The organism is Kitasatospora sp. NPDC028055 (genome assembly GCF_040637885.1).
In the GTDB taxonomy this organism is placed as follows: Bacteria; Actinomycetota; Actinomycetes; order Streptomycetales; family Streptomycetaceae; genus Kitasatospora.
In genome coordinates, this window is record NZ_JBEZXE010000019.1 from 93,997 (window position 1) to 118,531 (window position 24,535).

Genomic DNA, 24,535 nt, shown 5'->3' on the forward strand with positions numbered 1-24,535 from the left:
TGGATGCGGTCGGGATCGGGATCAGAGGAGGGCGGCGGAGGGTTCGATCATCGCCCGGGCGGTCTTGCCGTCGACGAACTCGCCGAGCGCCGTCATCTCCCACTCACCGGTCGGGCGGCGGACCAGCTTGCACATCACCACGCCGGTGCGCGGCTCGGAGTGGGTCAGGTCGAAGCGGACCAGCTCCTCCTCGGTGCGGACGTCCACCAGACGGCAGTAGGCGTTCCGCAGCTCGGTGAACTTCTGGCCGGAGAAGGAGTTGACCACGAACACCAGGGCGTGGACCTCGGCCGGCAGGCCCTCCAGGTGGACGGTGATCGCCTCGTCGTCGCTGCCGTCACCGCCGACCAGGTTGTCGCCGGAGTGGGCGATCGCGCCGTTGAAGATGCTCAGCTTCATGAACCAGGCCGTCTCCAGGCGCTTGTGCCCGGCGTCGAAGGCGAGGCAGGAGGCGTCCAGGTCGATGTCGCGGCCGCGGGCGGCGGACTCCCAGCCGAGGGCCATCCGGACCGAGGAGAGGAAGGGGCGGCCGTTCTTCACCAGGGAGACGGAGCTGCCCTTGACCAGGCTGACCCGGCCCTTGTCCAGGGTGACCTTGGGGCGCTCGGCGGGTGTGGGGGCGGGGGCGGCTGCGGGGGCCGGGGGCTCCGGGGGCGCGGCGGGCATGGCCGGGACGGTGGCCAGGGCGATCCGGGGGTCGACCGCGGGAGCCGGCGGCGCCGGGGGGACGGGCGGGGCCGGGGGCACCGGCGGGACGGGCGGCAGCGGGAGGTCGGCCGGGGAGTGCAGCTGGACGGTCGGCTGCGGGGTCGGAGCCGGGGGCGGGGTGGGTGCGCTCGGTGCGCTCGACGGGGTCGGGGCGTCGTCGACGGTGACGCCGAAGTCGGTGGCGATGCCCGCCAGGCCGTCCGCGTACCCCTGGCCGACCGCGCGCACCTTCCAGACCCCGTTGCGCCGGTAGATCTCGACCACGATGAGCGCGGTCTCCAGGCCCAGCCGGGGCGGGGTGAAGGTGACCAGGACGGCGCCGGTGTCGGCGTCCCGGACGGTGGCGGTGGGCTCGATCCCGGCGAAGGTGGCGGACTGGTCGGCCGGGCTGGCGGTGACCACGACCTTGCTGATGTCGGCCGGGACGGCCGGGGTGTCGACGGTGATCGCGTCAGGTGCTCCGGCGGCGGCCGGGCGCAGGCTCACGCCCGGGCCGTGCGGGGCGTTGAAGAAGACGAAGTCGGCGTCCGAGCGGACCTTGCCGGCGTCGGTCAGCAGCAGGCCGGAGACGTCCAGCGCCTTGGGCGCGGTGACCTCGACGGTCACCCGCGCGGCGGTCAGCGGTGCGTTGCCGCCTTGGGTCAGGACGGTGGACAAGGACTCCTCCTCGGGTGCGGAACGACGGCCCGGGCCGGGGCCGCTGGGGGCGTCGGGCCGGGTGCTGCACACAGTAACGAACGGGGGTGCGGGGATGAGCCCGGTGAGCTGGCCGATCGTCGGACGATCGGATCGGCCGAGGGGAGGTCAGCGGACCTGGCCCGCCGGCTGCCGGGCGGCCTGCGGCGCGGGCCGGGGTACGGGCTGCTGGGGCGCCCGCTGCGGCGCGGTCTGCCGGGTGGGTTGCTGGGTGGGCTGTTGGGTGGGCTGCGGCGCCGTCGGGCCGAAGCCGCCGAGCGCGGCGACCGCCCGGGGGTGGTCGATGCCGAAGGCCGCGGCGTTCCAGCTCTCCTGCGCGCCCGGCCTGCGCACCGGGCCGCCCTGCTCGGCCGGGCGGCTGCCGCGCACGACGAAGCCGTAGCGGCCGGGCTCGACGTCGGTGCCGGGCGGGGTGGTGAAGCGGTAGACCAGGCTGCCGCGCTCCTGCTGGGTGGTCACCACGGCGCCCGGCAGGTCGGTCCAGACGGTGCCGGTGCCGGGGGCCAACTCGCCTGCGGTGAGCCGGAATTCGGCCTGGAGGGCGGTGACCGGTTCGGTCACGGTGAGGTCCAGCGCGTGCCGGAGGCCGTCGCGGCCGAGGGCGGTGGTCAGTCCGGCGCCGGTCAGGGCCTGGTCGGCGTCCGGGGTGGTGTCGTCGGCGGCGCCGTCGGCGGTCCCGGTGTCCTCGGTGCTGGCGGTGCTGTCGGTGCCGTTGGTGGCGCCGGTGCCCTCGGTGCCGGCGGTGTTTCCGGGGGCGGCGCCGGCCGGTGGCGGCGGGAGCGGGCGGCCCGGGCCGGGGAGGGCGGCGCCCGGGCGGCCGGGCTTGGCCGGCTGGAGCGCGGGCGGGCGCGGGGATTCGCCCGTGCCGGCTGCTCCGACGTCGGGTCGTCCGGTACCCGCCTGCCCGGGCGCCGGGGTGGACGGGTCGGCGGCCGTGGGCGGCTGGGCGGAGGGGGAGGCGCCGTCGGCCGGGGTGTCAGCCGAGGGGCGCGGGTCGTGCCCGGCGGAGGCCTGTCCGCCGGTCGACGGCGTGACCGGGACGGCCGTTCCGGCCCGCAGCCCCGACGGCGGCGTGGCGGCGGCGTTGGCCGGGCCGGACGGGTGCGTGGAGGGACGGCCGGAGGGCTTCGGGGCGTGCGGGCGGCCGGAGGGCGGGGGAGGGGTGTCCGTGGTCCGCTCGGAGGCGGCCTCGGCCTGGTCCGTACCGCTCGGGCTGGGCGGCGGAGTGGTGCCGACCCGGGCGACGCCGGCCCGACGGCCGATGCCCTGCTGCTCGTTCAGCAGGAGGGTGGTGGCGATGCTGATGCCCACCACGGTGGACATCGCCATCGCGGCACCGGAGAAGCGCAGGGTGGGCAGCCGGAAGCGGCCGCCGAACGGGCGGGGCCGACCGTGCCGGCCCTGTCGTGCGGGTTCGTGCTGCACGTCCCGCGTGGTCTCCCCACGCACAGCCACCGGACCCCTCCCTCCCCGAAGCCGCCGTCGCGTCGCCGTATTCTCCCACGCACCACCGCCGGGCAGCGGTCCGGCCGTTCCGGGCCGGCCTCGCGGGCGGGCCCGCGCCGGGAGGGGGAGAGCGTACCAGCGGGTGGCCGGACGACGGACAGTATCCCTCCATTTTCCGGACATCCGTTCGATGAGCGGAAGTTGACGGTCCGTCTGGTATTCCTGGTAGGGATCGGCGGGCCCGGGCGGGGGTTGTTGCAACCCCCTTGCAACCCTTGCCCGCCCGGTCGCCGGTGGCGCAGGCTGATGGCATCCCGCGCCGTTCCCGGAGAGACCGTCATGCCGCCCGACCCGCTGTCCGCAGCCTCCAGTGCCCCCCTCGCCGCCACCCCCACGGGCGGCGATGGGGGTGGCTCCGCCGCCGCTCCGGCGTCGGTGGAGGAGGTGCTGACGCTGCGGATCTCACTGGGCGACGAAGTGGTCGGCGAGGTGTGCACCCGGTTCCGCTTCGACACCGCACGGCCCTACGAGGTGCTGCTGACCTTCCACCTGGGGCGTCCGGACGAGGCGGACTGGGTGTTCTCCCGCGACCTGCTGCGCGACGGACTGCAGGGGATCAGCGGCCAGGGCGACGTCAAGCTGTGGCCGGCGTACTGCCCCTGCCACGGCTCGACGCTGCACCTGGCGCTCGAATCCCCGCACGGCAGCGCCCTGCTGGAGGCCTCCAGGCCCCGGGTGCAGGCCTGGCTGGACCGCACCTACGCGCTGGTCTCGGCCGAGGCCGAGCGCGACTACGGGCCCACCGACGCCCAGCTGGCCGCGCTGCTCGCAGGCGGCTGAGGAGCGCAACCTCCCCTCGCGGGTGGGGAGTTGGTGGCAGTGCTGTCGGTGACAGCGCTGTGGGTGGACGCGCCGTTCGTGGGGGTGCCGTTCGCCGGTGCGCACTGCGCGGCCGGGTCGTCGTCCGGGACCGGCGGGCCCCCGCCGTGGCGCGGGGGCGGCACGGGTACCGCGGCCCCGGGCAGCCGGACCAGGCCCGCCACCAGCTCCGCCCGCAGCCGCCGTACCGCGGGGGCGGTGGAGGAGGGCAGCAGGTCGAGCGGATCGGCCGGCCCCTCCACCGTGACCAGCACCGAGTCGGCGAAGCGGTACGGCCGGTGGGCCAGCAGGCCGCCCAGGTAGCGGCGGAGTCGGGACAGTTCGGCGCGCACCGTGACCGTCCGCCCCGCGTCGCCGAACAGCGCCTCGGCCAGCTGGGCCGCGGTGCTGCCCTCGCGGGCGGTGGCGAGCAGCAGCAGGAGCTCGGCGTGGCGCGGGCTGACCGGGTGCGACCAGCTGTCGGCCGCGCTCCGGACGGACAGCTCGGGGCGGTCCGGTCGGCGCAGGTCGAGCCGGAGCCGGGCGCCCTCGGCGCGTTCGGCGGTCACCGTGCCGGAGCCGTCCGCCCCGGTCGGCCGGACGGGCCGCACCAGCCAGCCGTCCGCGAGCGGCTCCAGCACGCACTCGCCCAGCCCCGGCACCCAGTGCACGGCGGCCGGGTCCCAGCCCTCGCTGGGGACGCGCAGCCGGCTCTGCGGCGGCAGCCCGGCCGAGGCGGCGGTCCAGCCGGCCGCGTCCACCACCAGGGCCGGTCCGCCGACCCGGGCGAGCAGCGGGGCGGCCAGGGTGCGCAGTTGGTTCAGCGCCTCCAGGCGGCGGGCGCGCAGTTCGGTCTCGGCGAGCCGGGCGGCGGTGGCGGTGAGCTGGAGCAGGTACGGGCGGACGTTGTGGGCCGGGCCGCTGAGGTTGATGGCGCCGACCAGCCGCCCGGTGGCCGGGTCGTGCACGGGGGCGGCCACGCAGGTCCAGGTGTGGTGGCTGCGCAGGTAGTGCTCCGCGGAGTGGACGTGCATCGGGCGCTGGGCGCGCAGCGCGACGCCGATGCCGTTGGTGCCGACGGTCTCCTCGGTCCAGCGGGCGCCGGTGACGAAGCCGATCCGGTCGGCGCTGCGGCGCAGGCCGCGTTCGCCCTCCTGCCAGAGCACGTGGCCCTCGGCGTCGGCGATGGCGAGGATCAGCGGGGCCTGGCTCACCGGCTCCAGCAGGGTCTCGCGCAGCACCGGCATGACGTTGTCGAGGCCGCTGGCCCGGCGGCGCTGCTCCAGCTCGGCGGGGCCGAGCAGGACGGTGGAGGCGCCGGTGTCGGGGTCGAGGCCGAGGCGGCGCAGCCGGGCCCAGGAGTCGCCGATCTCGGGGCGGGGTTCGAGCCGGCCGGGCGTACCGGGCCCGGTGCTCTCGGGGAGGACGAGTTCGCGGGCGGCGGCGTCGGCGAGGGTGCGTTCGTGGACCCTGGCCAGCTCCGCCGCGGTCGGCGGGGTGCGGCGCTCTGGTCGTCGGGACTGCCGTCCGGTCTGCCGCACTCGGGTTGCTCCTCGCCGCCGTTCGAGGACGCGCCGGGGTCGACGCGCTGACGAAAGCGTACGGGTGCGATGGGCGCGTGGGGACGGGGTCTGCCAAGTCCGCATACCGGTCGGTACGGAAACGGCGCGGGGCGCCCGGCCGGGGTTCGTTCGGGGTTCGTTCGGCGCCCGGCCGGGGTCGGCTAACGCTCCGTACCGGGTTCGTGCTGGGCGGTCTCGACGGTGTGGTGGAGGTCGGCGGTGGCCTCCAGGGCGGCGCCGGTGGTCAGGGCCAGGCAGGCGGCCAGGGCCAGTGCGACGGCCCGCAGCCGGGTGGCCGGGGCGGTGGAGGGGCGGGGCTGGAGGAGGGCCGCGACCCGGCGCGGGACCGGGCCGGAGTGGGCGGCGGCGACCAGCCGGGGCCGGGCCGGCCAGGGCGAGCGGCTCGCGGCGAGGGCGGCCCGGCCGACCGCGCGGGCCGTCACGGCGCGGTCGCCGATCCGGGCGGCGGCCACCTCGTCGGCCCAGCGCTCCAGGTGGTACCCGAGGGGCGCGCGCAGCGGGCGGAGCGCCGGGTGGATGTCGGCGGCGTGCTCGGCGAGGGCGAGGAAGACGTGGTGCCGGCCGGTCAGGTGGGCGCGCTCGTGGGCGAGCAGGGCGGAGCGCTCGGGCCCGCTGAGGGCGCGCAGCATCCCGGAGGTGACCACGATCCGGCCGGGCTCGCCGGGCCGGCCGGGGCGGCGCAGGCGGCCGGGGAGGGCGAAGGCGTCGGCGCGCTCGTCGTCCAGCACGGTGAGCGGGTGGTCGGCGGGGTGCCGGAGCCGGGCCAGGGCCTGCCGCCAGGCCGCCCGGGTGGGGCGGGGGGTGGGGCGCAGGGTGGGGCGCCCGGCGGGGTGCCGGGCGGGGTCCTGCGGCCCGCGCTCGGCGCGCGCCCGGCGCACCGGGGCGTGGCGGGGGCGCGTGTCCGGATGCTGGTCGGCGTCGGTCTCGGCGCGCGGTGCGGCGCTTGCTGCGGTGCCCGTTGCGGCGCCCGATGCGGCCTCCGTCTGGGCGCCCGGCTCGGCTCCCGCCTCGGCGCCGCAGGAGGCGCGCGGGGCGGGCAGCGCGGCCCGGGCGGTGCGCAGCTCCAGGCACCGGCGGCGGGTGGTCCGTACGGCCAGTGCGGCGAGCGCGGCCAGGGCGAGGCCGGCCAGGGCGGCGGCGAGCGGGGCGCTGGGCGCGGCGGCGGTGAGCCAGGGCAGCGAGAGGTGGCCGAGGGCGGCGACCGGGGGCAGCTGGAGCAGTCCGGCGGCGGCGAGCAGTCCGAGCGAGCAGAGCGTGCCGCCGGCCAGCACGGTGGCGGTGCCGGCCAGCAGCCAGGCGGCGGCCCGGGGCGGCAGCGCCTCGGCGAGCCGGCGGGCCAGCGGGGCGGTCAGGAAGGGCAGCAGCAGCGGCGCCCAGACGGCGATCATCACGGGGCGCCCGCCGATCCGGGGCCGCCCGTCGCTCGGGGGCCGCCGACGCGGTTGGTGCCGTCGACGGCGCCGTCGCCGTCGCCGCCGAGCAGGGCGCGCAGCAGCTGCTCGTCCTCGGCGGAGAGGTCGGAGACGAAGCGGGCTAGCACGGTGGAGCGGTCGGCCTCGCGGCCGAGTTCGGTGTGCATCCGGCGGGCGGCGAGGCCCGCCGTGTCCTGGACGGTCGGGGTGTAGGCGTAGGCGCGGCCGGTCCGGGTGCGTTCGACCGTCCCCTTGTCGTGCAGCCGGGCCAGGATCGTCGCGATGGTGGTGCGGGCGAGGTCGCCGCCGAGCGCCGTCTGGACGTCCTGCGGCGTCATCGGCTGCCGGGCCGACCACAGGGTGGCCAGCACCTCGGACTCCAGCTCCCCGGCAGGCCGGCGGGCGGACGGTACGTCGGACATGGCGGCGCTTCCTCCAGCTTTCGTCTACAGTCATGTAGACCGTCTACGTCACTGTAGACGGTCCCGGGCGGGTCCGCCGCGCGTCGCGGCGACCGCCCCCCAACGTACGGGAGGTCCGCCAGCCTTGCTCCAGTTCCCCGCCGATCCGGCCGTTCACCTCGCGGTGGGCACCCACCTCGCGATGGGCACCCACCTCGCCGTGAACCCGCTGGACGCCTCCTCGCTGCTCGCCGCCTTCGGGGCGTTCGGCATCGCCGTGGTGCTGTTCGCCGAGACCGGCCTGCTGGTGGGCTTCTTCCTGCCCGGCGACTCGCTGCTGTTCACCGCGGGCCTGCTCTGCGTGCCCGGCGCCACCAAGGGCCCGCAGCTGCACCTGTGGCAGGTGCTCCCCGCCGCCCTGATCGGGGCGCTGGCCGGGGCCCAGGTCGGCTACCTGATCGGCCGGCGCGGCGGCCGGGCGCTGCTGAGCCGGACCAAGCGCAAGAGCCTGCTGGAGGGCGTGGCACGGGCCGAGGAACTGCTGGCCAAGTACGGCCACGGCAAGGCGATCGTGCTGGCCCGGTTCATCCCGGTGGTCCGTACGGTGCTGAATCCGCTCTGCGGCGTACTCGAAGTGCCGGTCCGCTCGTTCACCTTCTGGCAGGTGACGGGCGGTGCGGTCTGGACCGTCGGCGTGGTGCTGGCCGGGTACGGGCTCGGGTCGTCGATTCCCGGGATCGACCAGTATCTGCTGCCGATCATCGGTCTGGTAGTAGTTGTCTCCGTGCTCCCCATTGTTCTCGAACTGTTCCGCGCCCGTAAGGCGCGCCGTCACGGAGGTGACGTGTGATGTCCTCTCGGGCTCTCGCCGTGTACGACGGCAGTGGCATCGACGGCAGCCTCTACACCCAGGTGAACAAGTGGGCGCAGTCCGCCCCGACCTGGCTGGACGACGTGATCAAGGTCTGGTCCGCGATCGGCCTCGGGCTGTTCGCCCTGTTCATGCTGTACGCCTGGTGGCGGGCGCGCGGCGCCGACTCCGCGGTGATGGCCAAGGTGCTCGCCTCCCCGGTGATCGTGGTCGTCGCGTACGGCATCAACTCCGTGCTCAAGGGCATGGTCGAGGAACTCCGGCCGTGCGCGCAGATCAAGGGCAGCGTCTCGCTGGAGACCTGCCCCGCCGCCGGTGACTGGTCCTTCCCCAGCAACCACTCGGTGATCGCCTTCGCCGCCGCCATCTCGCTCTGGTTCGTCAGCCGCCGGCTCGGCGTCGTCGCCACCGTCTTCGCGGCCCTGATGGCCGCCTCCCGGGTCTGGGTCGGCGTGCACTACCCGCACGACGTGGCGGTCGGCGCCCTCGTCGGCACCCTGGTCGCCCTGGTGCTGGCCCCGCTGGCCGGGCGCTGCGGGCCGCTGGTGGACCGGATGCGGTCGGGCGCGCTGCGCCCGCTCCTCGGCCCCGGCACGGTGCCGGTGGTGAGCCGCGAGTACGCCTCGCACCGGGCGCGGTAGTAGCCATTTCGTGAGTGGCCCGCCCCTTGTCCGGTTTCGGACGGCGGGTGGAGCATGTGAGCCGGGCGTGCGGCCCCCGAGCGGGGGCGGCCGCCCGGCTCAGTCGTGCTCGGGGCGCGAAGGCACCGGGCGTGCCAGCGGAGGGAGTGCCGAATGCCGTACCGACTCGACATCACGCAGGGGGACTGGCCGGGCGACCTGCTGCACAAGGGCGTCGAAGGGCTGCTCGCCGAGGCCATGGTGCTCACCCTCGCCACCGCCGGCCACGAACACGGGCCGCACGCCAACCTCGCCTTCTTCGCCTACGACGAGGACCTCGTCCTGTACTTCGTCAGCGAGCGCTCCACCCGGCACAGCCACCACCTCGCCGAGGAGGCCCGGGCCGCCGCCACCGTCTTCCTGCCGCCGCCCGCCTTCGGCGAGCAGCTGCGCGGACTCCAGCTGACCGGCAGCGCGAGCGAGGCCTGGGGGCACCAGGCGGAGGCCGCGCTGGCGGCCTACCAGGGGCGGTACCCGGCCTTCGCCCAGGACGACGAGGTCCGGCGGCAGTACCTCACCGGGGGCGGGGCGGCGGCGCTGTACCGGTTCCAGGTCGAGGAGCTCACGGCGGTCGACGAGCCCAACTTCGGACGGCGCAACTACCTGCGGGCGCGGGTGGTGCGGGAGTAGCCCGTCGGCCCGGGCGGGTTCACCGCCGCCGCGCGGCCGCGCCGCGGGGCGTGGCTCAGAGGGCGCTCCCCCGGCGCCACGGGACCCGGCGCGGGCGGCCGTTGCGGACCACCGCCACGCCCAGACCGGCGGTGCCCGCCATCAGGGCGGCGTTGACGCCGAGGGCGGCGGCGCCGTCCCGCAGCAGGTCGACGTTCTCCGGCAGGCGCGCCTCCGCGACGCCCCTCGGGTCGTACCGGACGGTGAGCAGGTCACCGACCGCGTGCGCGTGCAGGCCGGCGGCCACCGTGCCGTTCGGGATCGGCACGCCGTTGCCGTCGACGACGTCGTACGAGGAGCTCGGCCGCTTGCCCTGCGGGCGGTCGTGCGCGGCCGTGACCCGGGCGGTGACGGTCTCCCCCGAGGTGCTGAGGATCAGCGAGTCCCGGGCCGAGGCCACCGAGGCCAGCGCGAGGAGCCACAGCAGCGCCCCGAACGCGGCCATCCAGCAGCCCGCCGCCGCCCCGAGCAGCCGCACCACCCCCACGATCCACCCGACCCCGAGCACCAGGCCGAGCAGCACCGCCGCCCCGAACCCCACGTACGTGCTCACCGCCACCAGCCCGAACGTCCCGGCCGGCACCGCCGCCACCAGCGCGGCCGCCAGCGCGACGGTCCCGCGTCTCGTCCTCGTTCCCGCCACTGCTTCCCCCGCTCCTCACGATGTCGGGGTGGAACGCTACGCCCGGACCCTGACGCCCTCCGGGCCGGGGTGGTGGGCGGTCAGTGGCCGCCCTTGAGGTTGAGGACGACGACTCCGACGATGATCAGGGCGATGCCGAGGATCTGCAGTTTGCCCAGTGACTCGCCGAAGGCGACCACGCCGATGCCGGCGACCGCCGCCGTTCCGGCGCCGGACCAGACGGCGTAGGCGACCGAGACCGGGATGTGCTTGAGCGCGCGGCCGAGCAGGTAGAAGGAGAGCGCGTAGCCGACTCCCACTCCGAGGCTGGGCCAGAGGCGGGTGAACCCCTCGGTGAGTTTGAGGCAGCTGGTGGCGCAGACCTCGCTCAGGATGGCGAGGGTGAGCAGGACGTAGGGCATGTCGCGGTCACACGGCCGGGGCGGCGGAGAGCTTCCCCAGCAGCGCCAGGTCGGCGCGCTCCAGGCTGTCCAGCAGGGTGATCCGCCGGCCGTCGGGTATCGGGACGGCGGTGGAGGGCACGGCGAGCACCGCGCAGCCGGCCGCGGCGGCGGAGGCGACCCCGGTGGGGGTGTCCTCGACGGCGACGCAGGCGGCCGGGTCGAGGCCGAGCCGCTCGGCGGCGGCCAGGTACGGGTCCGGCGCGGGCTTGGTGCGGGGGGTGTCCTCGGCGGCCATGGTGACGGCGAACCAGTCGCGGCCGATGGACGACAGGACGAGGTCCACCACCAGGCGCGGGGAGGCGGAGACCAGCGCGGTGGGCACCCGGGCCTCGCGCAGGGCGGCCAGCAGGTCGAGCGCGCCGGGGCGGGGCACCGTCTCGGCGGCGACCTTGGCGGCGAAGGACTCGCCCAGGACGGCGGCGAGTTCGGCTTCGGGGCGGCTGGTGCCGCTGACCTTGTGCAGGTGGGCGGCGGTGTGCTCGACGGCCTGGCCGAGCACCTCGGGGGCGTCCCGGTCGGTGAGCGGGTGGTCCAGCTCCTCGGCGAGTTCGGCGGCGGCCTTCCACCACAGCTGCTCGGTGTCGACCAGGGTGCCGTCCATGTCGAAGAGGACGGCGGCGGGCAGGGGGACGGGGGCGGAATCAGGAACGACGGTTTCAGGCATGGCGGTACCTTCGGTGGTTCTTCTGAGGGTGCAGAGGCGGTAACGAGGATCCCAGACGGGCCGCTCAGGCGGTTCGGCGGTCCACCAGTACCGGGCGGTCCGGCAGGGTGAGCTCGGCGCGCGAGCCGGCCGGCAGGGCGGCGGCGGCCTCGGTGGGCAGGTCGGCCTTGACCTCGGTGCCGTCGTCCAGGCGGACGGTGAGCCGGGTGACGGCGCCCAGGAAGGACGCGGTGACCACCTGGGCCGGGCCGGTCGCGGACGGGCTGAGGACGACGTTCTCCGGGCGGACCAGCACCTGGAGTTCGCCGTCGGCCGGCGCGGTGCCGTCGACCGCGTGCCGGCGGCCGAGCACCTCGACGCCGTCCGAGGTGCGGGTGCACGGGATGCGGCTCATGGTGCCGACGAACTCGGCGACGAAGGCGGTGGCCGGCCGGCCGTACAGCTCGGACGGGGTGGCGCACTGCTCCAGCCGCCCGGCCCGCAGCACCGCGACCCGGTCGGCCATGGACAGCGCCTCCTCCTGGTCGTGGGTGACGAACAGGGTGGTGATGCCCAGCTCCTGCTGGAGGCGGCGGATCTCCTCGCGCAGCTGGAGGCGGACCTTGGCGTCCAGCGCGGACAGCGGCTCGTCCAGCAGCAGCACGCGCGGCTGGAGGGCGAGCGCGCGGGCGAGCGCGATGCGCTGCTGCTGGCCGCCGGACATCTGGTGCGGGTAGTGCTCGGCGCGGTGCGGCAGGCCGACCAGCTCCAGCAGTTCCTGGGCGCGCCTGCGGCGCTCGGCCTTGCCGGTGCCGCGCATCCGCAGCCCGAAGGCGACGTTGTCCAGCGCGGTCAGGTGCGGGAAGAGGCTGTACGACTGGAACACCATGCCCGCGTCGCGCTTGTGGGCGGGGATCGCGGTGATGTCCTGCCCGTCGACCAGCACCTCGCCGGAGTCGTGCTGCTCGAAGCCGGCCAGGATGCGCAGCGCGGTGGTCTTGCCGCAGCCGGACGGGCCGAGCAGGGCGAGCAGTTCACCGGGCCGGACGGTCAGGTCCAGACCGTCGAGGGCGGTGGTGGCGCCGAACGCGCGGCGCAGCGAGCGGAACTCGACGGTGGCGCCGCCGGCGGCGGTCGCGGCCCGGGAGGCGGTGGCGGTGGCCGTGGTCATGGCTGGTAACTCCTGGAGAACGGGGGGTGGTTCAGGACCGGGCGGCCTTGCGGCCGCGGCCGACGGCGGACATCAGCAGCAGGACGAGCCAGACGATCAGCAGGCTGAGCATCGACACCGCGACGGACATCTGGCCGTCGCTCTTGCCGTTGGAGTTGATCCACACCGAGAAGGGGCCGAAGCCGAGGATGGAGGCGGTGGTGAACTCGCCGAGCACCAGGGCGACGGTGAGCACGGCGCCGTTCAGCAGCGCGCTGCGCAGGTTCGGCAGGACGACGGTGAACACCGCGCGCAGCCAGCCGGCGCCGCAGTTGCGGGCGGCCTCGACCAGGGTGACCACGTCCACGCCGCGCAGTCCGGCGTCGATCGCCCGGTAGGCGAACGGCAGGGCCATCAGCACGTAGGCGATGACCAGGACGATCGGGAAGGCCGGGTCCTGGATGGCCACGATGGTCTGGAAGAACGGGGTGTCCTGGAGGTAGTCCGGGCCCCAGCGCAGCACGCCGATGATGCCGGTGGTGAGGGCCACCACCGGGACGACCAGCGGCATCGAGCACATGACCTCGATGACCGGGCGCAGCTTCGGCGCGCCGAGCCGGGCGGCGAGCACCGCGGGGACGAGCAGGAGCAGCAGCACCGCCACGGTGACGGCGGCCAGTTCGAGGCTGAGCACCAGGCTGTCGGTGAAGCCGGGGGCGCTCAGCAGCTCGGTGTAGGCGCGGAAGGTGGTGCCGCCCTTGTTGTCGTCGACGCTGAACCACAGCGAGGCGGCCATCGGCACCGCGAAGTAGATCCCGCAGAGCAGCAGGACCAGGCCGCGGCCGAAACGGATGCGATTGATCAGGCGAGCCACTTGGCACTCCGGCGCTGAAGGGGCAGGTACACGGCCATCACCAGGCAGGCGACCACGATCATGTCGAGGCCGAGCGCGAGGGCGAGGTTGCCCTGGCCGACCAGGACGTTGCCGGACAGCGCGTCGCCGATCTGCATCGAGATCAGCGGCACCGAACTGCCCACCATGGCCTCGGCGGTGGCGTACGCGGCGAAGGAGGCGCCGAACAGCAGCACGAAGCCGCCGAGCAGCGAGGGCAGCAGGACGGGCAGCGCCACGTGCCGCCAGTACTGCACGCCGGTGGCGCCGTTGTTGTACGCGGCCTCGCGCCACTGCACCTTGAGGCCCTCCAGGGCCGGGGTGATGGTGATGACCATCAGCGGCACCAGGAAGTACAGGTAGACCACGGACAGGCCGGAGAAGGTGTAGAGGTTCCAGCCGTGCTTGGTCAGGCCGAGCTTCTTGGTGACCTCGCCGGAGTTGCCGAGGGTGGCGACGAACATGAAGGCCAGCGGGACGCCGCCGAAGTTGGCGAGCACGCCGGAGGCGGACATCACGGCCTCGCGGAAGGCGCGGAACCGGGAGGTCGCCACGGCCTGGGCCAGCGGCAGGCCGACCACGGTGGCGATCAGCGCGGTCAGCAGGGAGAGCTTCACGCTGCCCCACAGGGCCGTCCAGTAGGCGCCCTGGAGCGAGCCGGTGAGGTTGTCGAGGGTGAAGGTGCCGCCGCCGTCGGGGGCGTCCGAGGAGGTGGTGAAGGCGCCGATGACGATCGCGACGGCGGGTAGGCCGAAGCCGATCGCGAAGAAGAGGATCAGGGGGAGGGCGGCGAGCCAGGCGCGGCTGCCGCGGGCCCGGCGCGTGGCCGGGCGGGGGGCCTCGGTGTGCACCGTGGTGGCCGTGGCGGTGGCGGTGGCCGGGGCCGGGGCCGGGGCGGGGGAGGCGGGGCCGGGGGCGCCCCCGCCGCTCTGGGCGGCGGAGGCGCTGGCCGGCACCGGGGTGGGAGCCGTAGTCATCAGTCAGATCAGCCCGAGATCGCCTTGGCCCAGTTCTCCGTCACGACCTTCTTGGCCGCGGTGGTCTGGTCGTCGGTCGGGAAGGTGGTGAAGGGCTTCTCGACGGCCGGGAGCTTGGCGGCGGTGGCGGTGTCCAGGGTGCCTGCGGCCTTCATGGCGTCGAACAGGGCCGGGGTGGCGTAGCCGCCCAGGAAGCCGTTCTGGCCCTCCGCGCTGTAGAGGTACTCCTCCCACAGGCGGGCGGCGGCCGGGTGCGGCGCGTCCTTGTTGATGGCCTGGTTGTAGAAGTTGGCGTAGACGCCGTCGGACGGGATGCTGACCTGCCAGTCGATGCCCTTGTCCTTGAACTTGTCGGCGTAGCCGGCGTTCAGGTAGGACCAGTCGATGGTGATCGGGGTCTCGCCCTTCTCGATGGTCGCCGGGGTGACCTCGACCGGGTTGAAGTTGCCGGCCTGCTTCAACTTGCCGAAGAAGTCGATGCCGGGCTGGATGTTGTCCAGCGAACCGCTGTTGGCCAGGGCGGCGGCCATGACGGCGCTGTACGCGGCGTTCGCCTTGGTCGGGTTGCCGTTGAGCGCGACCATGCCCTTGTACTCGGGCTTGAGCAGGTCGGCGAAGGTCTTCGGGCAGGCCGACACCTTCTTGGCGTCGCAGGCGATCGAGATGTAGCCGCCGTAGTCGTTGTAGCTCAGACCGTTGGCGTCCTTCATGGCGGCCGGGATCTTGTCGAAGTCGGCGACCTTGTAGGGGGCGAACAGGCCCTGCTTGCCGCCGGAGGTGGCGAACGCGGCACCCAGGTCGACCACGTCGGGGGCGCGGTCCTGGCCCTTGCGGGAGGTGATCGCGTTGATCTCGTCCTGGCTGGAGCCGTCCGGGTTCTCGTCCTCGATGTCGATGCCGTACTTCGCCTTGAAGCCGTCCATCAGCTTGCCGTAGTTCGCCCAGTCGCGCGGCAGCGTGATGACGTGCAGCTTGCCCTCCTTCTTGGCGGCGGCGACCAGGGCGTCCATGCCGCCGAAGTCGGCGACCGAGGTGGCGGTCTTGGCGCTCTTGCCGCCCGCGGCGTCGCTGCCGGACTTCGCGGAGGAGGAGCCGGCGGAACCGCAGGCGGTGAGGGACAGCGCGGCGGCGGTCAGGACGGCCGCGAAGGCGGCGGAGCGGGCACGGTGCACGGACACGGGTCAGTCTCCTGAGAGGGGGGAACTGCAAGCGGGTGTCTGGATCGGGGGATCGGCGAGTGGCGATCCGGAGCCGTCCGGGGTGAGTTCGACGGCGTCCGAGTTGACTAGCCAACTTCGCTGACGGAGGTAAGTAACCCGAAGTTCGGTGACGGGAAGGTGAACGGACGGCCCAGAACCGGGGTCGGCTGCGGGAACGGTGGAATCCGGCCATCGGTGCGTGATCCGTTCGGTGCGATGCTCGAACTGCGCAGCGGGATAAGGTCGGGCTGTCCGTGCCGGTACGGCTGCGCTGGACACCGCCCCTGGAGGGACAATTGAGTGACGTGGCAGTAGAGCCCGAGCGCCCCGTCGAGCGCACGGCCGGAGCCCTGTACCGCAAGGTGGCGGCCGATCTGCGCGAGGCCATCACCACCGGCGCGTACGGCGAGGCCGGCCGGCTGCCCGCCGAGGGCGCGCTGGCCGAGCAGTACGGGGTCTCCCGCGGCACCGTCCGCCAGGCGCTCGCCGTGCTGCGCTCCGACGGGCTGGTCACCTCCCGCCGCGGCACCCGACGGGTGGTGCTCGGCGGCGCCCGGGTGCAGAGCTTCTCCGAACTGCTCAGCTTCACGCACTGGGCGTACTCGATGGGCGAGGAGCCCGGCGGCATCCTGGACTCCCTGGTGCGCCGCCCGGCGGACGCGGCCGAGCGCGAGCAACTGCGGCTGGAGCCCGGCGCCGAGGTGTACGTGACGGTCCGGCTGCGGACGCTGTCCGGCACCCCGGTGATGGTCGAGCGGACCATCTACCCGCCGCGGGTGGGCGAGATCGTCGCCGAGCTGCCGCCGGACGTGGTCTCGCACACCGAGGTGCTGCGCGAGCACGGCATCCTGTTCACCGACGCCGACCACACCATCGACGTCGTCGCGGCCAACGCCGAGGACGCCCGGCTGCTCGGCTGCCGCCGGGGCGGCCCGCTGCTGCGCGAGCGGCGGCGCACCACCGACCCGACCGGCACGCCGGTGGAGTGGTCCCAGGACCGCTACCTGCCCGGCACGGTGGCGTTCAGCGTGCACAACTCGCTGGCCACGTCGGCGCTTTCGCGGCACGCCCGGGAGCTGGACTGAGCTCCCGGACGGCCGCGCCGCCTCGGGGCCTGGCCGTGCCGCTTCGGGGCCCGGCCGCGCCGCCTCGGGGCCTCGCGGCGGGGCGGTCAGCGCATGAGTGAGGCGAGCAGCGGGCGGTAGTGCTCGAAGTCCGGCGTCTCCAGGCCGGGCTCCTTCGCCTGCTCGTCCCATCGGCGCACGGCCACCGCGTCGACGGCGCCCGGGAGTTGGGCGAAGGCGGCGGCCTCCTCGGCGCCCATCGGGCCGCCCTGGACGGTGAGGGTGTACTCGGAGGCCTCGGAGAGCCGGGCCCGGTAGCCGGGCTCGACCGCGCACAGGTAGCGCTTGGCGGCCACGTGCAGCCGGACCGGCTCGGTGACCTCCGGCCCGAACCAGGCGGCCAGCCGGTCGGCGCCGGTGTGGCTGTGGCGATTGTCCTGACCTTGCATCAGATCCCTTCCGTGCAAGGCGCCGTGGAAGTGGCCGAGGTCGTGCAGCAGGGCGGCGGCGACCAGGTGGTCGGGGGCCCCGGCGGCCTCGGCGGCGGCCGCGGCCTGGAGCATGTGCTCCGCCATGGTGACCGGCTCCCCCAGGTACTCCCCGGCGCCCTCGCCCGCGAACAGTTCGGCCAGTTCGTCCAGGGCGGCGGTGCGGCGGTGCAGCACGGCGAGGGTGGAGGCGAGCGAGTCGAGGTCCGCGTAGCACCCCTGGAGGTGCCGGCGGCCGTCCTGCCGGAAGGCCGTACGGGCGTGCAGCAGACGGGTGTTGTCGAAGACCAGGCAGTCGCCGGGGCCGAGCCGGAAGGTCAGCTGGAGCTCGGGGCGCAGGGTGATCGCGGCGAAGCGGCGGTAGGCGGTGTAGAAGGCCGTCAGGCCGTCCGCGCCGGCGCGCAGGGTGCCGATCGAGCGGTTGTTGAACCGGACCTCGCGGATCCGGCCCAGCGGGTCCACGTCGATCAGCGGGCGGTCGGCGCGCAGTTCGGTGCGGCGGTCACGGAAGACGAAGGGGACGGGGGTGCGGGTGAGCGTCGCGAAGTCCTCGGGGGCCTCGTCCCGGAGGATCGCCGCCGCCTTGAAGCCGTCCACCAGGCCGGAGTCGCCGCCGGTCGCGGAGTTCTCCAGGCAGTGCAGCAGCTGGAGGGTGGGCACCGGGTCGCGGTACGGGTTGTCGGTGTGCGGGGCGATCGCCTTGTCGGTGAACGCGAGGTTGTTCGGATCAGGCTCGACCCGGACGTCGAACAGCTCCCCGTAGTTGGTGACCCGGACGTACCCGAAGCTCTCGGCCACCCGCAGCACCTGCCCCTCCACGGCGGGCACCCCGCGCAGCACCGCGAAGCCGATGCGCCGTACGGCGGCCAGGACGGCGGCCTGCTCGGCGGGGTCGGCGAGGTAGGCCTCCCAGTCGGCCTCGGGAATGCCGCGCGCGAAGTCGGCGGCCGCCCAGAGCCGCTTGCCCTGCTCGGTGCGCCCGTCGCCCTCCTCCGCTGCGTCGAGCCAGGTGAGCGGATAGCGGGACCGGTGCCCGTCCGACCAGAGCACCTCCAGGCGGCCGTCGAGCTCCGTGCTCGCGGCGATCGCGAGGCCCGCCGGCAGGTCGTCGATCTGGAACAGCTTCTGCCCGTTGCGCGGGTCCCGGCACTCGACGCAGGGGCAGTTGTCGCGCAGCCAGTACGGCGGCAGCTCGGTCAACGGCGGTCGCTCGGTCACGGGGGTTCCTCCTCGACGACTCCCGGGCAAAGTTGTACAGCCAACTTCGCTCCGTGCGGGAGCTTGCCGGTTCGCGGTGAGATCCGCGTGCCGGGTAGGTGAACGGTGCGGGAACTGTCGCGGGGGGTGTGGCCGAAAGCGGTTGAGCGGGGAGGCGCGGGGTGGGGTGGTGCGATCCGGGCGGCGGTCGGATACCGCCCGGGCCGGCACCGTCGGCCGGTGCCGCCGCCCGACTGACGGACCCGCGCTCCGGCCGTTCGGGTGAGGGTGCACGTCGGAGGGTGTTTCGAGGGTGGGGGAGGGCTCGGGGCTGCGGCACTGTCGGGGGGATTCCCCGAGGTGAGAGGCGTGGCGCCATGGCCCATTCCAATACGACGACATCGCCCCCGACGGGGCACGGCGGGCTCAAGCGGGAGGTCGGCCTGGCCGGGCTGCTGTGGGCCTCGGTCGGGGCGATCATCGGCTCCGGCTGGCTGTTCGGGGCGCAGAAGGCGGCGGTGGCGGCCGGGCCGGCCGCTCTGCTGTCCTGGGGGATCGGGGCGCTGGCGATCATCCTGCTGGCGCTGATCCACGCCGAGCTGGGCGGGCTGTTCCCGGTGGCGGGCGGGACAGCGCGCTACCCCCACTACGCCTTCGGCGGGTTCGCCGGGATGTCCTTCGGCTGGTTCACCTGGCTCCAGGCCGCGACCATCGCGCCGATCGAGGTCCAGGCGATGATCAACTACGCCCGGCACTGGACCTGGGCGGACGGCTTCCTCAACAAGGACCTGACGCTGACCGGCACGGGCTTCGTGGTCGCGGCCGTACTGCTCGGGGTGTTCGTCGCGATCAACTTCCTCGGCGTCCGGCTGCTCGCGCACACCAACAGTGCGGCGACCGTGTGGAAGGTCGCCATCCCGATCCTGACCATCTTCGCCTTCGGGATCCAGGACTTCCACGGCTCCAACTTCACCTCGCACGGCTTCGCGCCGGACGGCTCCAAGGGCGTGCTGGCGGCCATCAGCACCAGCGGGGTGATCTTCGCGCTGCTCGGCTTCGAGCAGGCCATCCAGTGGGCGGGGGAGAGCCGCAACCCGCGCCGGGACATCCCCCGGGCCGTCCTCGGCTCGGTGGTGATCGGCACCGTGATCTACGTGATGCTTCAGGTGGTGTTCATCGGCGCCCTGCCGCCGGAGACCTTCGCGGGCGGGTGGGCCAAGCTCGACTATCCCGGGATCAGCGGACCGTTCGCGGGCCTCGCGACCCTGATCGGCCTGGGCTGGCTGGCCACCGTCCTGTTCATCGACGCGGTGATCTCGCCCGCCGGTACCGGGTTGGTCTACATCACCTCCAGCTCCCGGGTCACCTACGGCCTCAGCCGCAACGGCTACGCGCCGCAGGCCCTCCAGTACACCGACCGCAACTCGGTGCCCTGGCTCGGCCTGCTGATCGCCTGGGTCGCCGGGGTGGTCTGCTTCCTGCCGTTCCCGAGCTGGCAGAAGCTGGTCGGCTTCATCACCTCTGCCGTGGTGCTGATGTACGCGGGCGCGCCGCTGGCCTTCGGGGTGCTGCGCAAGCGGCTGCCGGGGATGGAGCGGTCGTACCACCTGCCCGGCGGCACGATCATCTCGCCGGCCGCGTTCGCGGTGGCGAGCCTGGTCATCTACTGGTCCGGCTGGGACACCCTGTGGCGCCTCGGGCTGGCGATCCTGATCGGCTACCTGCTGCTCGGCGGGTACTCGATGTACGCCGCCTCGAAGGGGGTGCCGAACGCGCCGCGGATGGACTTCAAGGCCGGGCAGTGGCTGCCGGTCTACCTGGTCGGGATGGGGATCGTCTCCTGGCAGGGCACCTTCGGGGTGGGCGCCCAGGGGAACCTGCCGCTGTGGTGGGACATCGGGGTCGTGGTGGTGTTCGCACTGGTCATCTACTACTGGGCGCTGGCGGTGGCGCTCCCGGCGGAGGAGATCGAGCGGAACATCCGCGGTGTGGAGGTGCTGGACGCGGGCGGGCACTGAGCCTTCCCGGACGGACGGACGGACGGACGGCGGCGGCCCCGGTCGGAGGACCGGGGCCGCTCGGTGTTCGGGCGCTGCCCGGGGGCGGGTGGGACGGACGTGCGTCTCGGACGGGTGTCCAGCGTGGACGTCTGAGACGGACGTATCAGACAGCCGTCTCGGACGTTTGTCTCGGGCGCCCGTCCAGGACGAACGTCCGTCTCAGACGGCCGCGTCCCAGGCCGCCCCGGCGGCGGTCAGCGCCGCGTCGGCGTCGCCCCCGGTGGCCTTGGCGAGGGCGGTCAGGCAGGCCGCGACGGTGTCCAGCGAGGCCGCCCGGCCGTAGTGGTTGACGCGGAGCATGGAGGCCGCCAGCGCCCCGCCGCCGGGCTGGACGGGCAGCGCCGGGTCGAGGGCGGCGGTGAGTTCGGCGGCGTGCACCCCGGCCGGGGTGCGCAGGGTGGTGGCGACCGGGGCCGCGGCGGCGTCCTGGTGGACGTACGGGCTGAGCGTGCCGAGGGCGCGGGCCCCGGCCCGGGTGGCGGCGGAGGCGGCACGGTGCCGGGCGATCACGGCGGGCAGGCCGTCGGCGGCGATCCGGTCCAGGCAGGCACCGAGCGCGAGCATCTCCAACTGGGCCGGGGCGTGCGGCAGTACGGTGCGCCCGGCGTCCGTCCAGCGCTCCTTCCAGTCCAGCAGGGAGAGGTAGGAGCGGCGCGGGGCGGCCGGGTTGGCGGCGATCCGCTCCCAGGCGCGCTCGGAGACGGAGACGGCGGAGACCCCGGCCGGGCCGCCCATCGCCTTCTGGCCGCCGATCACGCACAGGTCGATGCCCCACTCGTCGGTGAGCAGCGGCTCGGCGGCGACCGAGGCGACCGCGTCGAGCATCAGCAGCGCGCCGTGCTCGCGGACCACGGCGGCGATCCCGGCGACGGGGTTGGTGTTGCCGGTGGCGGCCTCGGCGTGCACCAGGGAGACGAAGTCGATCTCCGGGCGGCCGTCGAGCGCCTCGGCGACCTGCTCGGCGCTGACCGCGCTGTCGAAGGGCACCGCGAGGTCGACGACCGTCGTGCCGCAGGAGCGCAGCCAGTTGCCGAAGGTCTGGCCGTACGGGCCGGTGACGATGTTGAGCGCGGTGGAGCCGGGGTGCGCGGCGCCGCGGATCGCGGCCTCCAGCGGCAGCAGGGCCTCGCCCTGGGTCACGATGACGTCGGCCTCGGTGTGCAGCAGCGCGGCGACCTGGTCCTCGATCGCGGCGAACCCGGCGGCGCTGAGCGGGGGGAGGTCGAGGAAGGGGCTCACGGCTTCACGGCCTTTCGCGGGGCGGGTGGTGGGTGCGGCAACGAGTCTGCCCCATGCGCGGCGATGGCACGGAACCCGCCCGTCGGTAGAGTGCGGCCATGAGCGAAGGTGCGGTGCTGCACGTCCGGGGCCGGGTGCTGGTCGGCCCGGAGGAGGTACGGGACGAACTCTGGGTGGTGGACGGCCGGGTGAGCTTCACCCGCCCGCCGGCCGCCGGGGACGTCCGGACGGTGACGGGCTGGGTGCTGCCCGGTCTGGTGGACGCGCACTGCCACGTCGGCCTGGACGCGCACGGCGCCGTGGACGCCGAGACCAGCGAGAAGCAGGCGCTCACCGACCGCGACGCGGGCACCCTGCTGATCCGCGACGCCGGCTCGGCCGCCGACACCCGCTGGATCGACGAGCGCGAGGACCTGCCCCGGATCATCCGGGCCGGTCGGCACATCGCCCGTACCCGCCGCTACATCCGCAACTACGCCCACGAGATCGAGCCCGGGGACCTCGCCGCCTACGTGCGGGCCGAGGCCCGGCGCGGCGACGGCTGGGTGAAGCTGGTCGGCGACTGGATCGACCGCGAGCGCGGCGACCTCGCCGCCTGCTGGCCCGGCGACGCGCTGGCCGAGGCGATCGCGGCGGCGCACGAGGAGGGCGCCCGGGTCACCGCGCACTGCTTCGCGGCCGAGTCGCTGCCGGACCTGCTGGCGGCCGGGATCGACTGCGTCGAGCACGCCACCGGGCTGACCGAGGAGCTGATCCCGGCCTTCGCCGAGCGCGGGGTGGCCATCGTGCCGACCCTGGTCAACATCGCCACCTTCCCGCAGCTGGCGGCCGGCGGGGAGGCCAAGTTCCCGGCCTGGTCGGCGCACATGCGGCGGCTGCACGAGCGCCGCTACGACACCGTGGGCGCCGCGCACGACGCGGGCATCCCGGTGTTCGTCGGCACCGACGCGGGCGGCTCGCTCGCCCACGGGCTGGTCGCGGACGAGGTGGCGGAGCTGGTGAAGGCGGGGCTGAGCCCGGCCGAGGCGCTGTCGGCGGCGAGCTGGGGTGCCCGGGAGTGGCTCGGGCGGCCGGGGCTGGAGGAGGGCGCTCCGGCGGACTTCGTGGTGTACCAGGAGGACCCGCGGGCGGACGTCCGCGTGCTCGCCGACCCGCGCACGGTGGTGCTGCGGGGGCGGCCGGTGGGGTGACCGGGCGCGGGCGGTGGGGAGCCCGGCGATCGTGTCCGAGGTGATCGTCCGAGGCGGTCGTTCACGGTGACCGTCCGAGGTGGTCGTTCACGGTGATCGTTCAGGGTGACCGTCCGTCGTGACGCCCTGTCGGTATCGGCCGATAGGGTGACGACCATGGCACCGCGTCCACTGAATGAGATCGTCGAGCCCGGTTGGGCCACCGCCCTGGAGCCCGTCGCCGGGCAGATCGCCGCGATGGGGGACTTCCTCCGCGCCGAGATCGCGGCCGGCCGCACCTACCTGCCGTCCGGGCCGAACGTGCTGCGGGCGTTCCAGCAGCCGATCGCCGACGTCCGGGTACTGATCGTCGGGCAGGACCCGTACCCGACGCCCGGCCACGCCGTCGGCCTGAGCTTCTCGGTGGCGCCGGACGTTCGGCCGATCCCGCCGAGCCTGGTCAACATCTTCCGGGAGTACGGCACCGACCTCGGCCTGCCGCAGCCGTCCAACGGCGACCTCACGCCCTGGACGCAGCAGGGCGTCCTGCTGCTGAACCGGGCGCTGACCACCCAGCCGCGCAACCCCCGGGCCCACAAGGGCAAGGGCTGGGAGGCGGTCACCGAGCAGGCGATCCGGGCGCTGGTGGCGCGCGGCGGCCCGATGGTGGCGATCCTGTGGGGCAGCGACGCCCGTAACCTTCGCCCGCTGCTGGGCGGCATCCCGACGGTGGAGTCGGTGCACCCGAGCCCGATGTCGGCCGACCGCGGCTTCTTCGGCTCGCGGCCGTTCAGCCGGGCGAACGAGCTGCTGGTGCGGCAGGGGGCACAGCCGGTGGACTGGCGGTTGCCGTAAGGGAGTTGCTCCCGTAGCAGATCCAGGTCAGTGCCGGACGTCAATCTCACTCCAACGAGTGAAATGACGCTCCGTGAGGCTCATGTGACGGATCGTTTGAGAAGACTGGCGGCTCATCGTTTCACCTGTGTGGGGGTCCCGCCATGTCTTCCCGGTCCTTCCGGTCTTCCCGATCCTTCCAGCGGTCTCGGCCGTCCCGGTCGTCCCGGCCGTCTCACCGAATCGTTTCTGCATCCGCCGCCGTGGTGGTGAGCACGCTGCTCACCGCCGGGCCCGTCCAGGCCGCCCCGGCAGCTCCGGCGGCCCCGGCGGCCGCGCCCTCGCCGGGCAAGGCCCGTGCCGTCACCGCCGAAGTCGCCCTGGACGTCAGCTTCCTGAACAAGGCGGTGGACGTCCCGGTGGACATCGCGCTCAACAAGGTGGAGACGCCGGAGCAGCGTGAGGGCTCCGTGCTGACCGCCAAGGTCGCGGGCGTCGACCAGACCGCCCCGGTCGAGCTGGTCAAGGCCGACCTCGGCAGGTCCGTCACCCGGGTCGACGCCAAGGGCGCCACCGCCTCCGTCAAGCTGGTCAACGCCGACGTGCACGCCCCCGGCCTGCCCGCCACCGCGCTGCTCGGCCTGGAGGCGATGAGCGCCGAGGCCACCTGTCCGGTCGACGGGCAGCCGACCGCGAACGTGGTCGCGCCCGCCAGGCTGACCGTGCTGGGCAAGCCCGTCACCGTCGGGCTGTACGGCCCCACCAAGGTGGACGTGCCGCTGGTCGGCAGCGTGTCGGTGGAGTTCTCCAAGAAGAGCACCACCACGACCACGGCCGCCGCCTCGGCCCTGGAGGTGCAGGTGGAGGTGAACCCGCTCAACCTGAACGTCGCCAAGGTCACCGGGAAGGTCACCGTCGCCTCGGTGAGCTGCGAGAAGCCGTCCGGCCCCACCGCCACCGCCACTCCGAGCACCGTGCCGACGTCCCCGCCCGCCGCCCAGCCGGTCGCGGACGCCACCACCTCGCGCGCCGCCGTGCCGCAGGCGGCGGTGGAGAAGCCCGAGCGGCTCGCCACCACCGGCGGCAGCAGCGCCACCGGCCCGCTGGCCGCCGGGGCCGCCGCCCTGGTCGCGGGCGGCGCGGCCGCGCTGTGGGCCACCCGGCGCCGCCGGGCCGCGCACGCCCGTCGCGGCTGAGCACCCGAAGCGGTGCG

At 74.5% G+C, this 24,535-nt stretch carries 23 protein-coding genes; 9 read left to right on the plus strand and 14 right to left on the minus strand.

From position 1 onward, the window contains the following. Positions 1–21: 21 nt before the first annotated feature. Both AB0F71_RS20640 and AB0F71_RS20645 read right to left on the minus strand, forming a co-directional pair. On the minus strand, positions 22–1,353 hold the full coding sequence (locus AB0F71_RS20640) for a TerD family protein (RefSeq protein WP_360236418.1): 1,332 nt from the start codon (positions 1,351–1,353) through the stop codon (positions 22–24). 159 nt (positions 1,354–1,512) lie between these two features. Continuing rightward, on the minus strand, positions 1,513–2,859 hold the full coding sequence (locus AB0F71_RS20645) for a hypothetical protein (RefSeq protein ID WP_360236255.1): 1,347 nt from the start codon (positions 2,857–2,859) through the stop codon (positions 1,513–1,515). 330 nt (positions 2,860–3,189) lie between these two features. On the opposite strand from AB0F71_RS20645, the gene AB0F71_RS20650 reads away from it, so the two are divergent. Beyond that, the gene (locus AB0F71_RS20650) at positions 3,190–3,690 is read left to right on the plus strand and encodes an SsgA family sporulation/cell division regulator (protein WP_360236258.1); all 501 of its coding nucleotides are present in this window, start codon (positions 3,190–3,192) and stop codon (positions 3,688–3,690) included. Here the strand turns inward: AB0F71_RS20650 and AB0F71_RS20655 are convergent. From AB0F71_RS20655 to AB0F71_RS20665, 3 genes are all read right to left on the minus strand, one after another. Then, positions 3,642–5,249: a GAF domain-containing protein gene (locus AB0F71_RS20655; protein WP_360236261.1), complete on the minus strand. Its 1,608-nt coding sequence runs from the start codon at positions 5,247–5,249 to the stop codon at positions 3,642–3,644. The two genes, AB0F71_RS20650 and AB0F71_RS20655, sit on opposite strands and share 49 nt — an antisense overlap. 182 nt (positions 5,250–5,431) lie before the next feature. Next, positions 5,432–6,679 carry a M56 family metallopeptidase gene (locus tag AB0F71_RS20660; protein ID WP_360236264.1) on the minus strand — a complete coding sequence of 416 codons (1,248 nt, stop codon included), beginning with the start codon at positions 6,677–6,679 and terminating at the stop codon, positions 5,432–5,434. Next, positions 6,679–7,125 (minus strand): BlaI/MecI/CopY family transcriptional regulator, encoded by a 447-nt coding sequence (locus tag AB0F71_RS20665; RefSeq protein ID WP_360236267.1) that lies wholly within the window; start codon positions 7,123–7,125, stop codon positions 6,679–6,681. Before AB0F71_RS20665 ends, AB0F71_RS20660 begins: the two co-directional genes overlap by 1 nt. Before the next feature lie 181 nt (positions 7,126–7,306). Here AB0F71_RS20665 and AB0F71_RS20670 point away from each other — a divergent pair, with 181 nt between their 5' ends. The 3 genes from AB0F71_RS20670 (at position 7,307) to AB0F71_RS20680 (ending at position 9,285) form a co-directional block, all read left to right on the plus strand. Beyond that, on the plus strand, positions 7,307–7,954 hold the full coding sequence (locus tag AB0F71_RS20670; protein WP_360236421.1) for a DedA family protein: 648 nt from the start codon (positions 7,307–7,309) through the stop codon (positions 7,952–7,954). Further along, the gene (locus AB0F71_RS20675) at positions 7,954–8,616 is read left to right on the plus strand and encodes a phosphatase PAP2 family protein (protein ID WP_360236270.1); all 663 of its coding nucleotides are present in this window, start codon (positions 7,954–7,956) and stop codon (positions 8,614–8,616) included. Before AB0F71_RS20670 ends, AB0F71_RS20675 begins: the two co-directional genes overlap by 1 nt. A 153-nt stretch (positions 8,617–8,769) precedes the next feature. After that, positions 8,770–9,285, plus strand: a complete 516-nt coding sequence (locus tag AB0F71_RS20680) for a pyridoxamine 5'-phosphate oxidase family protein (RefSeq protein ID WP_360236273.1) — start codon at positions 8,770–8,772, stop codon at positions 9,283–9,285. A gap of 55 nt (positions 9,286–9,340) precedes the next feature. Here AB0F71_RS20680 and AB0F71_RS20685 read toward each other — a convergent pair whose 3' ends face one another. From AB0F71_RS20685 to AB0F71_RS20715, 7 genes are all read right to left on the minus strand, one after another. Continuing rightward, positions 9,341–9,967 carry a hypothetical protein gene (locus tag AB0F71_RS20685; protein WP_360236276.1) on the minus strand — a complete coding sequence of 209 codons (627 nt, stop codon included), beginning with the start codon at positions 9,965–9,967 and terminating at the stop codon, positions 9,341–9,343. An 80-nt stretch (positions 9,968–10,047) separates the two neighbouring features. Further along, entirely contained in the window at positions 10,048–10,368 is a 321-nt protein-coding gene (locus tag AB0F71_RS20690) for a multidrug efflux SMR transporter (RefSeq protein WP_350506695.1), read from the minus strand. Between the two features lie 7 nt (positions 10,369–10,375). Continuing rightward, positions 10,376–11,074 carry an HAD family phosphatase gene (locus tag AB0F71_RS20695; protein WP_360236279.1) on the minus strand — a complete coding sequence of 233 codons (699 nt, stop codon included), beginning with the start codon at positions 11,072–11,074 and terminating at the stop codon, positions 10,376–10,378. Positions 11,075–11,138: 64 nt separating this feature from the next. Next, positions 11,139–12,224 (minus strand): ABC transporter ATP-binding protein, encoded by a 1,086-nt coding sequence (locus AB0F71_RS20700; protein WP_360236282.1) that lies wholly within the window; start codon positions 12,222–12,224, stop codon positions 11,139–11,141. A gap of 31 nt (positions 12,225–12,255) precedes the next feature. Further along, complete coding sequence (locus AB0F71_RS20705) at positions 12,256–12,999, minus strand: ABC transporter permease subunit (protein WP_360236424.1); 744 nt, start codon at positions 12,997–12,999, stop codon at positions 12,256–12,258. A 65-nt stretch (positions 13,000–13,064) separates the two neighbouring features. Further along, positions 13,065–14,072, minus strand: coding sequence for an ABC transporter permease subunit (locus AB0F71_RS20710; protein ID WP_360236285.1), 1,008 nt, complete (start codon positions 14,070–14,072; stop codon positions 13,065–13,067). Between the two features lie 8 nt (positions 14,073–14,080). Continuing rightward, positions 14,081–15,250, minus strand: a complete 1,170-nt coding sequence (locus AB0F71_RS20715; protein ID WP_360236288.1) for an ABC transporter substrate-binding protein — start codon at positions 15,248–15,250, stop codon at positions 14,081–14,083. Positions 15,251–15,576: 326 nt separating this feature from the next. On the opposite strand from AB0F71_RS20715, the gene AB0F71_RS20720 reads away from it, so the two are divergent. Next, positions 15,577–16,356 carry a GntR family transcriptional regulator gene (locus AB0F71_RS20720; protein ID WP_360236291.1) on the plus strand — a complete coding sequence of 260 codons (780 nt, stop codon included), beginning with the start codon at positions 15,577–15,579 and terminating at the stop codon, positions 16,354–16,356. Between the two features lie 86 nt (positions 16,357–16,442). Here AB0F71_RS20720 and AB0F71_RS20725 read toward each other — a convergent pair whose 3' ends face one another. Further along, the gene (locus tag AB0F71_RS20725) at positions 16,443–18,041 is read right to left on the minus strand and encodes a phosphonate degradation HD-domain oxygenase (protein WP_360236294.1); all 1,599 of its coding nucleotides are present in this window, start codon (positions 18,039–18,041) and stop codon (positions 16,443–16,445) included. Positions 18,042–18,397: 356 nt separating this feature from the next. Here AB0F71_RS20725 and AB0F71_RS20730 point away from each other — a divergent pair, with 356 nt between their 5' ends. Continuing rightward, on the plus strand, positions 18,398–20,038 hold the full coding sequence (locus AB0F71_RS20730; RefSeq protein WP_360236297.1) for an APC family permease: 1,641 nt from the start codon (positions 18,398–18,400) through the stop codon (positions 20,036–20,038). 201 nt (positions 20,039–20,239) lie between these two features. Here AB0F71_RS20730 and AB0F71_RS20735 read toward each other — a convergent pair whose 3' ends face one another. Continuing rightward, positions 20,240–21,319: an aminotransferase class V-fold PLP-dependent enzyme gene (locus AB0F71_RS20735; RefSeq protein WP_360236300.1), complete on the minus strand. Its 1,080-nt coding sequence runs from the start codon at positions 21,317–21,319 to the stop codon at positions 20,240–20,242. Between the two features lie 98 nt (positions 21,320–21,417). On the opposite strand from AB0F71_RS20735, the gene AB0F71_RS20740 reads away from it, so the two are divergent. The 3 genes from AB0F71_RS20740 to AB0F71_RS20750 all read left to right on the plus strand — a co-directional run bounded on the left by AB0F71_RS20740 (position 21,418) and on the right by AB0F71_RS20750 (position 24,518). Beyond that, positions 21,418–22,509 (plus strand): amidohydrolase family protein, encoded by a 1,092-nt coding sequence (locus tag AB0F71_RS20740; protein WP_360236304.1) that lies wholly within the window; start codon positions 21,418–21,420, stop codon positions 22,507–22,509. A gap of 156 nt (positions 22,510–22,665) precedes the next feature. After that, positions 22,666–23,343, plus strand: a complete 678-nt coding sequence (locus AB0F71_RS20745) for a uracil-DNA glycosylase (protein WP_360236307.1) — start codon at positions 22,666–22,668, stop codon at positions 23,341–23,343. A 242-nt stretch (positions 23,344–23,585) separates the two neighbouring features. Beyond that, positions 23,586–24,518 carry an SCO1860 family LAETG-anchored protein gene (locus AB0F71_RS20750; RefSeq protein WP_360236310.1) on the plus strand — a complete coding sequence of 311 codons (933 nt, stop codon included), beginning with the start codon at positions 23,586–23,588 and terminating at the stop codon, positions 24,516–24,518. The last annotated feature ends 17 nt before the right edge of the window (positions 24,519–24,535 follow it).

Bases quoted from the DNA above. Each gene is read 5' to 3' on its own strand.
- AB0F71_RS20650 (WP_360236258.1), top strand. From the start codon at position 3,190: ATGCCGCCCGACCCGCTGTCCGCAGCCTCCAGTGCCCCCCTCGCCGCC.
- AB0F71_RS20660 (WP_360236264.1), bottom strand. From the start codon at position 6,679: ATGATCGCCGTCTGGGCGCCGCTGCTGCTGCCCTTCCTGACCGCCCCG.
- AB0F71_RS20665 (WP_360236267.1), bottom strand. From the start codon at position 7,125: ATGTCCGACGTACCGTCCGCCCGCCGGCCTGCCGGGGAGCTGGAGTCC.
- AB0F71_RS20670 (WP_360236421.1), top strand. From the start codon at position 7,307: ATGGGCACCCACCTCGCCGTGAACCCGCTGGACGCCTCCTCGCTGCTC.
- AB0F71_RS20675 (WP_360236270.1), top strand. From the start codon at position 7,954: ATGTCCTCTCGGGCTCTCGCCGTGTACGACGGCAGTGGCATCGACGGC.
- AB0F71_RS20680 (WP_360236273.1), top strand. From the start codon at position 8,770: ATGCCGTACCGACTCGACATCACGCAGGGGGACTGGCCGGGCGACCTG.
- AB0F71_RS20690 (WP_350506695.1), bottom strand. From the start codon at position 10,368: ATGCCCTACGTCCTGCTCACCCTCGCCATCCTGAGCGAGGTCTGCGCC.
- AB0F71_RS20695 (WP_360236279.1), bottom strand. From the start codon at position 11,074: ATGCCTGAAACCGTCGTTCCTGATTCCGCCCCCGTCCCCCTGCCCGCC.
- AB0F71_RS20700 (WP_360236282.1), bottom strand. From the start codon at position 12,224: ATGACCACGGCCACCGCCACCGCCTCCCGGGCCGCGACCGCCGCCGGC.
- AB0F71_RS20705 (WP_360236424.1), bottom strand. From the start codon at position 12,999: ATGGCCGCCTCGCTGTGGTTCAGCGTCGACGACAACAAGGGCGGCACC.
- AB0F71_RS20710 (WP_360236285.1), bottom strand. From the start codon at position 14,072: ATGACTACGGCTCCCACCCCGGTGCCGGCCAGCGCCTCCGCCGCCCAG.
- AB0F71_RS20730 (WP_360236297.1), top strand. From the start codon at position 18,398: ATGGCCCATTCCAATACGACGACATCGCCCCCGACGGGGCACGGCGGG.
- AB0F71_RS20740 (WP_360236304.1), top strand. From the start codon at position 21,418: ATGAGCGAAGGTGCGGTGCTGCACGTCCGGGGCCGGGTGCTGGTCGGC.
- AB0F71_RS20745 (WP_360236307.1), top strand. From the start codon at position 22,666: ATGGCACCGCGTCCACTGAATGAGATCGTCGAGCCCGGTTGGGCCACC.